The 12971-nt window shown below is 44.3% G+C and carries 11 protein-coding genes; 2 read left to right on the forward strand and 9 right to left on the reverse strand.

Annotated elements, in window-relative coordinates; all coding sequences use genetic code 11:
* Positions 1 to 567: 567 nt before the first annotated feature.
* Positions 568 to 2463: a hypothetical protein gene (locus tag SNE26_RS09430; RefSeq protein WP_321559107.1), complete on the forward strand. Its 1896-nt coding sequence runs from the start codon at positions 568 to 570 to the stop codon at positions 2461 to 2463.
* A 272-nt stretch (positions 2464 to 2735) separates the two neighbouring features.
* On the opposite strand, the gene SNE26_RS09435 is transcribed toward SNE26_RS09430, so the two are convergent.
* Genes SNE26_RS09435 through SNE26_RS09445 form a run of 3 tightly spaced genes read right to left on the reverse strand, consistent with a single transcriptional unit; the run spans position 2736 to position 4904 of the window.
* Positions 2736 to 3494 (reverse strand): glucose 1-dehydrogenase, encoded by a 759-nt coding sequence (locus tag SNE26_RS09435; RefSeq protein WP_321559108.1) that lies wholly within the window; start codon positions 3492 to 3494, stop codon positions 2736 to 2738.
* Positions 3495 to 3512: 18 nt separating this feature from the next.
* Positions 3513 to 4136, reverse strand: a complete 624-nt coding sequence (locus SNE26_RS09440) for an NADPH-dependent F420 reductase (protein ID WP_321559109.1) — start codon at positions 4134 to 4136, stop codon at positions 3513 to 3515.
* Positions 4137 to 4151: 15 nt separating this feature from the next.
* Positions 4152 to 4904, reverse strand: coding sequence for a glucose 1-dehydrogenase (locus tag SNE26_RS09445; protein ID WP_321559110.1), 753 nt, complete (start codon positions 4902 to 4904; stop codon positions 4152 to 4154).
* 107 nt (positions 4905 to 5011) lie between these two features.
* Between SNE26_RS09445 and SNE26_RS09450 the strand changes: the two genes are divergently transcribed.
* A complete protein-coding gene (locus SNE26_RS09450) occupies positions 5012 to 5374 on the forward strand; it encodes a helix-turn-helix domain-containing protein (RefSeq protein WP_321559111.1) in 363 nt (120 codons plus the stop codon).
* A gap of 230 nt (positions 5375 to 5604) precedes the next feature.
* Here the strand turns inward: SNE26_RS09450 and SNE26_RS09455 are convergent, their stop codons facing one another.
* The 6 genes from SNE26_RS09455 to SNE26_RS09480 form a co-directional block, all read right to left on the reverse strand.
* Positions 5605 to 5736, reverse strand: a complete 132-nt coding sequence (locus SNE26_RS09455) for a hypothetical protein (RefSeq protein WP_321559112.1) — start codon at positions 5734 to 5736, stop codon at positions 5605 to 5607.
* 86 nt (positions 5737 to 5822) lie between these two features.
* Positions 5823 to 6740 (reverse strand): NADP-dependent oxidoreductase, encoded by a 918-nt coding sequence (locus SNE26_RS09460; protein ID WP_321559113.1) that lies wholly within the window; start codon positions 6738 to 6740, stop codon positions 5823 to 5825.
* 276 nt (positions 6741 to 7016) lie between these two features.
* Positions 7017 to 7484, reverse strand: coding sequence for an alpha-ketoglutarate-dependent dioxygenase AlkB (locus SNE26_RS09465; RefSeq protein WP_321559114.1), 468 nt, complete (start codon positions 7482 to 7484; stop codon positions 7017 to 7019).
* 152 nt (positions 7485 to 7636) lie between these two features.
* Positions 7637 to 9352 carry a family 43 glycosylhydrolase gene (locus tag SNE26_RS09470; RefSeq protein ID WP_321559115.1) on the reverse strand — a complete coding sequence of 572 codons (1716 nt, stop codon included), beginning with the start codon at positions 9350 to 9352 and terminating at the stop codon, positions 7637 to 7639.
* Positions 9353 to 9377: 25 nt separating this feature from the next.
* On the reverse strand, positions 9378 to 11870 hold the full coding sequence (locus tag SNE26_RS09475) for a sugar-binding domain-containing protein (RefSeq protein ID WP_321559116.1): 2493 nt from the start codon (positions 11868 to 11870) through the stop codon (positions 9378 to 9380).
* 36 nt (positions 11871 to 11906) lie between these two features.
* Positions 11907 to 12968 carry a DUF5009 domain-containing protein gene (locus SNE26_RS09480; RefSeq protein ID WP_321559117.1) on the reverse strand — a complete coding sequence of 354 codons (1062 nt, stop codon included), beginning with the start codon at positions 12966 to 12968 and terminating at the stop codon, positions 11907 to 11909.
* Positions 12969 to 12971 lie beyond the last annotated feature (3 nt).

The raw sequence follows: 12971 nt of genomic DNA on the forward strand, positions 1-12971 counted from the left end.
TTGCGCTATTTTTTCAGATAACGATTCGCTTTAACCTGCACATATCAACTTCTATTCGCCCACCCAGGAGCTTATTGCTGCCCTTCAGACGGATTACCGCGACATGCTTGAAAACATGATTTATGGTACCGGGCTCCCGGGGAAAAAAGAGCTTTTTGAAATGATGTACGATTTAATACAGATGTTCAGCAAATCAGCTACCTGACCGGCAGGCGGAGCCTTAGGGCGGCATTCCGCCATTATTTTTTAATTTTGCGGCATGCCAGAAAGATTAGCAGCCGATTTCGAAAACCGTACTATAAATCGAAGTATTAACTGATCGGTGTTACTGTTTTACCTGCTATTAGCATTTTTTCAACAGTTTGTTAGGTGTATAGCTGAACCGGATAATGAGCCAATGGAACACCCTACTCTTTAATGCCAGCCCCTCATCAAATGCTGTTTACCCAGACGAGAATATCTCTATGGTTCAATGAAACATTATTTTACGTAAGTTGTTAATTATAAATAAATTAAAGAACTATAGCTGTTAATGCATTAATTGATATTCTTTTAAACCACAAGCCTATGTATTACCTTAACCTAAACCTAAAAAAGCTGTATCTTCCGCTTTTGTTGCTTGGCTTAACTTCATGTAAAAAAATGATGTCGCCGGAACAATATCAGACTGCTTCAGTAAAAAGCAGGTCACTTATCTCGCAATCTGTTCAAAGTCTGGAAACTGTCAGTGTCGATTTTGGCTCTCAGGGAGATTCTATAGCTTATCATGCAAGTGGCTTACTTTTAGGTTTTATGCCATCATCATCCCCTCCGGATGTATATATAAAACCTATAAAAGCGCAGTTCCATCGTTTATCAGCTACTAATGCTATTTTGCGAAAAGCCAGAAACGCACAGTTTAAAATGAAAGTAATAGTTGTACTTTCAGAAGGCTGGGGCTATTCATCGACCACATGGCCTGGCGGAACATCAGGAAGCGATTGGGCGAAGTACCAGAAGTATTTACATGACAAAGTAGTAAGCATTTTCAACGCAGGAATAAAAGAGGACAGTGTTCATTTTGATATCTGGAATGAACCTAATACACCGCAATTCTGGAATCCGGCCGGCGGATCGTTAAGCTCACCGAGTCATGCAGCCGTAGACTCTAACAGGAAAAGATTTTGTCAAACATTTTTGTTTGCAGTGGGATATTTAAAGCGGTTAAGTGATACCCTCCATAAAAAGATCACTGTAGAGGGGCCAAGTATGACTGACATAGCCTACAAATATTCATGGGAAACTTCGGGGCCTGATTATCCTGCATTAAAACAACTGATAGATTCCTTAAAGGCACACAATCTCAAGCCTGATTTTCTTACCTGGCATTTTCCAGGTACAGGCGGCACTACACCATCTGCTCAAATAGCTGCGGTAAAAGCCCTGTATGGAACCGGGGTTCCGCCTGTAATTATAAATGAGTACATTGATAATTCCAGTCCGAGCTTTGAGGCAAATCCAGGAAGAGTGGGCTGGTTGGCCAGTCAATTGGAGCGTTCAGGGATTGAAGGAGCAGTACATGCCGTTTTTAGTACTGATAATGAACTCGATAATATGGTCTTTAAGGACGCAGCTATGACATGGTATACACGGGGTGAGTGGTGGTGGTGGAAAAAATATGGAAATATGACCGGGAAAAAAGTAGCCACCTCACCAAGCACTAACATAGACCTGATTGCAACAGCGGATAGGGACAGCAGCCTGGCAAAGATTGTATTGGGAAATAAAGGGCAGCTTACCGGAGGTATAACTGTTCATTTAAATCATGTAAGTTCATCCCATGCAATGGAAGGGCAGCAGGTTTTTGTGATCGTAGAGCATATCCCTTATGCCAGCAATGGGGCAGTAAGCAAAACCGATACCGTAGCTTCATGTACAGGTAACTTCACAGTTATCAACGATCAACTGGATATTAATTTCGAATGGCTCGATCCCAAAGACAGTTACGCCATAACTCTTGGCAGCAAAGGAACTTCTAAAACCTTTGAGCTGGATTCGTTAGCCGAAACCCATACTGCGGGCAGAACTGTGCATGTTAATAATGACCCGCTCGCGGTAAACGGGAAACTAAGTATTCTTGACGCCACTGCTGTGGGTGATTTTGTAAAATATACGACCCCAACAGTTTTGTCACCCGGAACTTATTTCGTAACTGTACACGCCAAAAAATATATGCCACGCGGAAAGTTTCAGTTGAGTACATCCGCTTATGGAAGTACCTACAGCTCAACCGTTGGCGATACGGTTGATTTATATGATACGAGTGCTAAGTATCTGGATTTTAATTTAGGTTACTGGAAAGTTAATAGCAGTAGCAAGAAAGAGTTTACATTCAAGGTAACAGGAAAGAATTCAGGAAGTGTAGGCACATACCCTTATACATTGGTTCTGGATAATCTCAAGGTAACGCCTGTCAGGCCCTGAAGATTTGCATCAAAGCTAAGCAACAGTCGATTGGTTAATTTATATATCAAAAAACTGGGGCAGTAGAAATATGGTACAAGAAATTTCAACTCTCTACTCCTTACTTGTAAGGTACTATAGGTCATTTGAAGTAACAAAAAATCCCTGTTCTGGAAGAAACAGGGATTGAAAGAAACTTATATTTCGAAACATTTCTTTTATTTAATAGTTGGTTAAACCACCGTCAACAAATTATTGGGTTTCATTGTCTTTCATTTTTCTGGTTTATGAATTTAAAAACCATACATACCGCCAGAAACGGAAATTAGCTCACCGGTGATCCAGGCAGCATCGTCGGAAGCCAGAAAGACAGCAGCTTTCGCGATATCTGCGGGCTGGCCCCTGCGGCCAAGCGGCGTTTTTTCGATAAACATTTTTTCATAGTCGCTGCCCCGAGTGACGCCTGCACTTGCGGCTCCTTCCGTATCCGTAGCGCCGGGTAAAATAGAATTGATCCGAACGTTTTTAACACCCAACTCCTTAGATAAAGCAATAGTGAAGGCATCAAGTGCTGCTTTAGTTGAAGAGTATAATGATGCATTCGCAAGCGGATACTTACTCGCACCGGAACTGATATTGATAATATTTCCGCCCTTATCGCCGAAAAGTTTCAGCGCCGCCTGGATAGTCAATATAGGCCCTAAAACATTGACATTGAAACTTTGGTGAAATGCCTCCCCCGAAATCTGTTCAATAGGCGCGTATCCTTGAGCTACCGCGTTATTTACTAAAACGTCCAATGCGCCGAAAGTCGTTTTGGTTTCTTCAAATAGCCTGGTTACGTCGGCTTCGCTCGAAACATCGGCCTGTACAGCGATGGCCGTGCCGCCGTTATCCGTGATTTCCTTAACTACTTTATCTGCGCCTTCTCTACTGGTGGCATAATTCACCACTACCTTCGCGCCGGCTGCGGCAAAGTGCTTGGCGATCGCTGCGCCTATTCCTTTCGATGCACCGGTAACTACCGCTACTTTGTTTTCTAATTTATTCATTATTTATATTATTTAACATTAAAACCTGATCAGGTCCTGGAAGATTAGCTGTCCCCAGGTATTTCCCTGCGCCTGTACCAGCAGTCCGCCTTCCGACAGGCCGCCAAGTTTGACTGCCGCGAAACCGAGATCTTCCGCAAGCGCCGCGATCTCCACAGTTGCACCCTCATCGTCGCCAGCCAGAAACACGACCCTACTGCCGCCATGTACAGCCGGATCCTGGTCAAGGATAGCAGCGCCCAAATGATTGAAGCCTTTAACGAGTTTCCCACCGATGAAAGCCTTCGCTACAAATTTGGCAGAAGGCAGCCCTCCCAACTTTTCGGGGGGCACACCGTAGGCATTGGTCACATCGACGATGATCTTTCCCTGCCATTCGGGCAGTGCCTTTGCGACGTCCGGATGCGACTCAAAACGCACCGCCAAAAAGATGACGTCCGCCTTAACTGCATCCGCCAGTGTCGTGGGAGTGATCCCAGTTCCGATCGCAGCGGTCTCGGATGCAAAGCTTTCCGGGTTACGCGTGGTGGCAACAGATACTTCGACGCCTTTACGGGCGAACGCCTTCGCCAGGGCCTTGCCAATCTTGCCAAAGCCGATTATTGCGTAGCTTTTGGCTGCGTTGTTTTGTGAATTATTCATTTTGAAGTTTTTAAATTATTTTGATAGATAGGTCATGCCGCCATCCACGAGGATTTCGGCACCCAACATAAACGAGGAATCATCAGAGGCCAGGAAAACCGCTGTTTTACCAATGTCAGCCGGTTGCCCGATCCTGCCTATCGGCATTTGATCAGCAAAGTGTTTTTTTACCGCTTCCATTTGTTCAGCGGGAACAAACTTGTCAAATGCCGGTGTATCTGTGGTGCCTGGCGTGATGACATTTGCCCTGATCTTTCTTTCTAAAAGGTCGCTTGAAAACCCTTTGGCTAAATAGATCACTGCCGCTTTTGCAGAGCCATAAAGCGTAAAATTCGCATACGCCCGGTGTGCCGCATTAGACCCGATCAGAATGATCGAACCACCGTCATTCATATAGGGCAGTGCTTTCTGAACCGTGAAGTAAACACTTTTCAGGTTCAGGTCAATGGTCTTGTCAAACGCTGCTTCGTTAAAAGTTGTCACAGTTCCTACCGCTCCGGCACCCGCATTGGCAACAATGACGTCAATCTTGCCGAATTTTTCAGCGGTTGCTGAAAATACCCTTTCCAGGTCGGCCAGATTGGTTACATCGGCGTTGATGGCGATAAAATCATTCCCAAGTTTCGCTACAGCACTATCCAGCGTTTCCTGATTTCTGCCGACGATAACTCCCTTTGCACCTTCTTTCTTGAATTCCAGTGCGATACCCAATCCAATGCCGCTATTACCCCCTGTAATTACGGCTACTTTATTTGTTAATCTGCTCATTTTTAATCTAATATTAAATTTGTTTCGCAAAGTTACTATCATTAGTTTATATTTGTAACCAACATGGATCATTCTGGTTACTGCGAGGTAACTACAAATTTGAAAATATGAGAGACGAGAGATTTTGCGCTTCGAACTGCCCCTTTACGAGAGCTATCGGCACTATTGGCAATAAATGGAAACCGATCATCATTAATGTGATTGGCACCCGCACCGTTCGTTTTGGTCAGCTGGATTCCATTATACCGCTCATTTCAAGGAAAGTACTGACCGAACAACTTAAAGAGCTGGAAGAAGACGGACTATTGGAAAGAATAGCCTTTAAGGAACTACCGCCCAGGGTAGAATATAAATTGTCTGAAAAAGGCTTAGCTTTTTTACCAATCCTGGAAAGTATAAAGGAATGGAATTGCAAATATGAGGTGGCTTTAACTCCCAAAGAGACTGATAGAGTAACTTACGCCCAATAGTGTAAGATCGAAATTAGACAATGAACGGCAAATAGAAAACTCTTTGCTGGTAAACGGCTATTTTAAGATATGCAACCCAGTTGCGCCCGAACCGAAAAATGCGTCCAGGTGCTTAGAACGCAGATTGAAAAATCGATAAAATAAAGAACGGCCTTTATGATATCGTAAAGGCCGTTTGTGCACCCAACTCTGCGTTTGCTTTTCGTTTCCGCGCGGTAAGGTTTCGGCGCTCACCATTGTTCCTGTATGATATGATCTGTCCAGGCATCCCAGACCTGATCCAACGACGCATCAAAAGACCGGGTCGCCGCAATTTTCTTTCCTTCAATGTCTTTATTAAAGACGGCTTGCTTCGTTTCCATCGTTTAACTTTTTGGGTTCCTTGGTAACCGCAATTTTTCTGCCATAAAATACAATAGCATAAAAACCTGGTGTGGGTACCAAATCCTTATTGCCGAACGCGGACAATGGTTTTGCCCTTGATCCGCTGGGTCGAATTATAGGAGGCAATCGCATCGTCGAGTTTAACAACGCTTCCGGCGTTCGTTTTTAGACGTCCCTCGCGGAACCGCTGCACGATCTCCATTAACTGGGTGCGGTCAGCTTCGACCACGAAGTCGATGTTGTGCACGCCTGTAGGCTGTCCATCGATTGGGCCGGTAATGGTCACAAACCTTCCTCCAGAACGAATGATGCCCAAAGAGCGCTTCGCGATGTTGCCGCCGAGGACATCAAAAACAAGATCGATCTGGTCGATATTTTCCAACGGATCATGATCGAGGTCGACGAACTCATTTGCACCAAAGCCGAGCACGGCCTCACGGTGCGCGGTGCGCCCGGTGCCGATAACATGCGCACCGGCCTCCCGTGCGAGTTGGACAGCCATCGAACCTACGATACCAGCCGCGCCATGTACGAGGACTCTTTGTCCCGCCCTGATTTGTCCGTGTATGAACAGCCCCTGCCAGGCCGTCAGACCCGGCATCACCAGCGCATTGCCATCATTAAAGTCAACATCGTCCGGCAGCGGGGCAAGGTTGCGCGCTTCAATCGCCACATATTCTGCCAGCGAGCCGTTGCGATACCAATCCTGAAGACCGAACACCCGTTGGCCCACCGACAGCCCCGTCGTGCCATATCCCAACGCCGTTACCACTCCGGCCAGTTCGTGGCCCGGGATCGACGGCGTCCGGTCATGCAGAGCGCGATCGGTCCATGTCGACGGCCATGACAGTTCGTCTCCGGTAATACTGGATGCGTAAACCTGAACGATGACATCGTTGATCGCTGCCGCGGGCTCAGGCAACGTTACGAGTTTCATTCCTGCTAATCCCGCATCCTGATCTGTTACAACAATTGCTTTCATCAAATTAATCTTATCAGTAATCAATGGTGTTTAAAATATTGAATCTTCTTTCATGTTTTTTCGTAGCCTCCAATGAATCGAAAATCCCTAAGTTTTTACGCTTTTTCGTGTCGGGCTCGAGACCTTCCGGGAATAAATGCGGTGCTCCCCTAATTTTAATTTCCTGATCATAACCGGTTTATTATTTGTTTCTTATTAACAAACTACAACTGTTCCGGTTTTTAGATCACCACACGAAAAGTAAGATTGACCCGGGCTCTCATCGGCCTGGTGGATTTAGCAATGCGATGCTCCCAATGTTCCTGTAAGCCGGCTTTCATCAAGAGAAAAAAAGCCGTGTTCCAGTTTGACCGAATAATAATTTTTATGATCCGTTTTATTGCGGATATCAAAGCTGCGTACCTGTCCGAAACTTACGGAAGCAATGATTGGGTTAATGCCCAATACGCTTTCCCTATCGCTATGCCAGGCAACAGAATCATTGCCGTTGCGGTAATAATTCAGCAACACGCTATTGAACTTGATCCCAGCCACTGCCTCTGCTTTTTCTTTGAGCATCAATAGCTCCGGTGTCCAGGGATTAGGATTCGAGATTTTGCCGGATACCGAATAATCTGTACCCACATCCCCATGCCGCGAAGTTAAGCGCGGCGTCAGGTATACTTTGTCCCACATCTTCTTTTTGGTTTGGTTCCACGGCACCTCCGCAATGAACTTTTGAAGCAGGGAAACACAATATTGCATGTGTTTCTTTTTTTTGCTTATAAAAAACTGATAACAGATTATTATCGTTCTTTCAAAAAGTGTTCGAAGTTTATTGGAAAATTTTGATACTAAATATTAGTTGGTTCTATTTTATATCTTAATCATTGTATAAGTAATTGTTCATTTCAAGGCTATTCGTCGATCATGACCACGTCTTCGCCTTTTGTAATGCCATTCTCATTAAAAACATCAATAATGAAATAATACTTCTGCAGTTTGCTAAGACTATGAATAGTGATCGAACTATTATCAAGCACCTGGTAATTTTCATATAGTTTTCCTGGCGAACTACCATAGCGAATATTGTAACCGATAGCGCCCGGAACTTTATCCCAGGTTAGTGTTACATTTCTTTTATCCGAGGAATCGCGGACCGCTTTAAAGCCAGTGACGGGCACAGCAAACTTACCCGTACTTTTACCAAATACTCTAAGTCCTGACAAAGCGAACTTTCCGGATGGTGTATGATAATTGGTAATTTTAACATAACGAGCCTTAACTGCCGCCGGTAACTGGACGTAATTATGAGGACTATCGGTATAATTTTTTGTTTTATCAGCTAATTTTTTCCAATCGGATTGATTATTCGAATATTCAATTATGTATTGCTGATAAATTGAATCGGGACGTCCGAGGATAGTAGAACCTTCCTCCGCGAAATTAATTTGCAGAGCGTTTATTTCACAAGGATGTTGAAGGTCAATTATAGCCCATTCACCTTTTTCGCCGGTTGCCGCGCTCCAATATTTACGAATATTTTCGCCCGTAATATTTTCCTTTTGATGGTTTTCCAAAGCCGACGAAACTTGAACCGGTTTGTTATGCGAAAGCAGCATCCACGCCGGTTGATAGTCGTTTTCTCCGCCCATGCGCCGTTGTGGTATAACATGGGGAAAATCGCCGAAGCCTGTATAAGTGTAGAATTCTCCATCTTTGCCCATAAATGCCGGGAATAATCCTAATCTTCGTTCAAAATGTTCTTTTACGGAAATTGTCATCGTCATCACAGACCAGAAATTGCCATATTTGTCTTTGAAAGTGCACCCGTGCCCGGCGCCGGCGATAAAGCCCTCCGGCTTATAGGAGAAGGGATTGTTGTTGGCAAGCTCGAAAGGCCCCAATGGCGAATCAGCTACGTAAATGCCGTCGTTATAGCTCTTAAATTGAGTTGCAGGTGTTGCATATTGCAGGTAATATTTACCATTGTGTTTCATCATCCACGCACCTTCTAACCATGTCCATCCTTTATCACTATTGTATTCGCCCGTTCTCTCCCACCCATAGTCGCTGCTTTTTGTATTTAAACATGCCACCGGCTCACCAATGGGATTGAAAGTCGTTTTATCCAACTGCACTCCAGAGATAGGTTTGGAAGGGGAAAGGCCATAATACAGATAAAGTTTGCCGTCGTCATCTAAAAACAAATCAGGATCCTCCGCTTTAATAGAAAACCCTTCTTTTGCAATTTCCCAACGACCTGTGGATGGGTCGATAGATTTATAAATCCGCTTATCCAGCGCCATAAAGTAAACAGCATCGTTCATCACCAAGGCAGTCGGCGCATAATCTTCCCACGGCAAATCATTAGACGTAATGAACTTCCAATCAATTAAATCGTTGGATGACCAATAGCCCCCTGACTTCGATGCAAACAGGTAATATTTTCCCTTGAATAAGATAATGACCGGGTCCGCAGCTTCACGACGCGAAGGCTTATCTAATTGAAATCGGTAACTTAAGTTCAACGGATTGCAGATGATAGTCTGTTTGGCATTGCTTTGTGCATCCGCGGCGGTTATCGAAAAACTGACAGCCAGGGCTATCAATAATATCTTGCACCTTTTCATGATCTATAAAGTATTAAGTCTCTGTTTAACGTGCTTCGATGATTACTTTGGCGGATCGCAGCCCGTCAGCCGAAGCATGAAGTACTATAGCACCCGGTTTAACATTTGGCCTTACAATAACCAGTCCCCGTCCTTGAAATACTTTTTTATGGTTTTGCTGAAAACTGGATACATCAGCCGGATTACCATTACCAACTCCGGCTATTTTACCTGCCTCGTTAAGCTCATAGCGGATTTCTATATCATCTGCATCCGGCACAACATTCCCCTTGTCATCAACTACCTCCACATTTACAAACGACAAATCATTTACATCAGCTTTTATGATTTTTCTATCTGGTATTAAACGGATAGCAACGGGCCTACCTGTTGTATGTAGCATGCTTTCCCCTGTTTCCTTTCCATTGGTAAATCCTTTGGCTGTAAGCGTTCCTGGCTGATATTCCACTTCAAAGGTGGCGGTAATAGAGCCGTCAGGAACTGTTTGTTCGGCAATAATTTTACCGTTCAACTCAAGCTTTACCTGTTTGCTTCGCGTATAAACCTGCACCTGCATTTTTTGGCTTTCTTTTCCCGGCCACGTCCAGCTTTTCAATAAATCCGGGAACCCCCATGGCGATGTTATTTCCTTCATACCGGCAGCCATTGGACGGTGCACTAATACTTCTACGGGGGTATTTCTCCAAACAACATTTTGATAATAGGAAGCCGCTCTCCGATTTCCAATGATATCCAGATCTCCACAAACGGCCCCATATACCGGCCATGGGTTAACTGTTGCGTTCATCATAACTCTCATATAATTAGCAGTATCCGGTACCTTTGATGCTCCCCCTATAAAAGCCTCTCCGATATAATTCATGGCGGTCCAGCTAAACCCGCCTAATACATAAGGATGCTTTTCCGCTGCATCCCAGTTTTCCAGGGCGGCTACCGGGAAATATTCAGTTGCCATAAAGGTTTTTTCCGGGTGTTTGGCATGCTCCGTTTCATAACGGTCGGGTGCCTTGTTGTTTGAAAGGGGCCCGGCTTTTCCTGCTATAGCATAGTTATATCCATCTACATCCAATACCTTTAAATGCGGCTTATATTGTTCCCAGTTTTTTGCAGATGAATACCCCGGAAAGTAAACAATTGCTTCTGTTACCGGACGTGTAGGGTCTAAGCGGTGTACCTCGTCAGCCAGTTCTTTTGCAATCCGGTAACCCGATGTATCGGCCGCCTCCGGAATTTCGTTACCAATCCCCCACATGATGATAGAAGGATGATTCCGGTCCCTGAAGATCAACGCCTGTAAATCTTTTTGCCACCATTTTTTGAAATATAGGTTATACCCATCTTTCACAGGCGATTTTTCCTGCTCCCACATGTCGTAAGAATCGGTAACAACCAGCATGCCTAACCGGTCGCAGGCGTTCAGCAACGCAGGCGCATAGGGATTATGGCTTAACCGGACAGCATTGTAACCTGCTTTTTTCAGCAGTTCTATTTTTCGCTCTTCTGCCCTATCGATACTCGTTGCCCCAAGAGGTCCATTGTCATGATGAATACAACCGCCCTTTAATTTGACCGATTTTCCGTTCAATAGAAAACCTTTTGCTCCATCAAACTCGATTTTTCGGATCCCGAAAGAAGTAATCGTTTTATCTATCGATTTACCACCCATCACCGTCACTTTCGCCTTATATAATGAAGGGTTTTCTAACGACCACAAAGATGGTTTAGTAACCGTTAGTTGCTGGGAAATAAGGTGTGTATTACCTGCGTCCAGATAAACTGCTTCCGTTTTAGCGGCGATGAGTTTGCCCTCGGGGTTTATCAAATCAATACGCACATTTACATTTTTATTTTGTGAGGAAGCATTCTTTATAACGCCTTCTACTTTCACCAGGGCGGTTTTCCCCGACACCTCAGAGGTTGTGATGGAACTACCCCATATTTCGGCATGCACCAGGTTCACAGGTGTCAGCCACACATGCCGATAGATACCAGAACCGGAATACCAGCGGGAATTGACACCCCGATTTTTAACACGTACAGCGATTACATTAGACGTCCCAACGGGATTTAAGTAAGGGGTAAGATCATAAAAAAAGGAAATGTAACCATTAGGACGATAACCAAGATGGTGACCGTTGATCCATACGTCACTATTCATGTACACGCCGTCAAACGTGATATAAATCTGCTTGCCCGAATAACTTTTTTCCAGGGTAAAAGTTTTGCGGTACCAACCGATACCACCTTCTGTATATCCCGTTGCGCCTTTGCTCATGGCATTTTTAGAGAAAGGCCCCTGGACTTCTCCCATTTTTTGATTTGGAAGGTCTTCAATGCTCCAGTCGTGCGGAAGATCTAACTTTCGCCAGCCTGCATCGTTATAAGACGGGTTTTCTGCCCTTATAACACTATCCTTTTTAAATCTCCAATCCTTATCAAACGGAATCCCCCGCGAATCCTGCGCTCTTGCCGGCAAGCAGAACCAACAAATTGCGACAAGTAAAAAAAGTTGCTTCATTGTTTTATGTATTTTAAAATGTTAAAATCCTATAAGTTATACCCGCACATAAATTTTTTTGCGATCGAGAACAAGTCCTGCTAACCAGCACAAAAGCATAAATACGATGGCAAAAAGAAGTGATCCGAAATATGCGCCCACATATATAAAGAGGTTCTGATAAAGCCAAAAAGATATTGGCATGTGATGAAACGGAATAATAAGCAACAGCAACCCCCCAATCATCGACAACAAATAAATAAATAGCGGATTGCGGCCAAAGACCAGAAAAAAATAGACGCCATAATTCAGGCGGCGAAAATCGAGCAGGTAGATAATGCAGGCTAATATCATGCAATCAAGTCCCACTGTATGCAGCACGAATGAACTGGTCCATAATTTTTTATTGATCGGCAAGCCGAAATTCCACCAATACGCTATGAAAAAACAAACAAATCCTGCCATAAATAATTTGGAGAGGCCCTCACAGGTGGTGCCTTTTGATTGAATATATCTTCCGGCGAAACAGCCAGCCACGACGGTGACAATTGCCGGGAAAGTACTTAAAAAACCCTCGGGGTCAAATGGAAATCCCTCGGCACTCCAAAGATGTCCGGCACCCCAAAGCAAGGTATCTAATTTTAAAACTGCATTGGTATGCGGACTTAAAGGGTCTGGCCCACTGCCGAAGTAAACCAAAACCGGCCAATATATCGCCAAAATTGCAATACAAACCGTGATGATCGTTCGTGGCTTAAGAAAATAAAACATTAACGACGCAATGCAGTATGTCAGCGCAATGCGCTGAAGCACTCCAAATATCCGTGTTTCCGAAAAGGGTATGAAAAACGAATGAAATTGTGGTTTCATCATTGCCGCATACGGATACATAAGCAAGTACCCAATAACGAAAATGATAACCGTACGCTTAAATATCTTAAAAAGAACCCTGCTTGTTGATTCACCTTTCCACCGGTTGATGACAAAGCTGATCGCATTACCAACCACGAAAAGGAATGAGGGAAATACCATATCGGTTGGTGTGCACCCATTCCAGTCTGCATGGTTCAACGGCGCGAAAACTTTACCGAAATCTCCAGGGGTATTTACAATTATCATAAG

This window comes from Mucilaginibacter sp. cycad4, assembly GCF_034263275.1.
Classification (GTDB): domain Bacteria; phylum Bacteroidota; class Bacteroidia; order Sphingobacteriales; family Sphingobacteriaceae; genus Mucilaginibacter.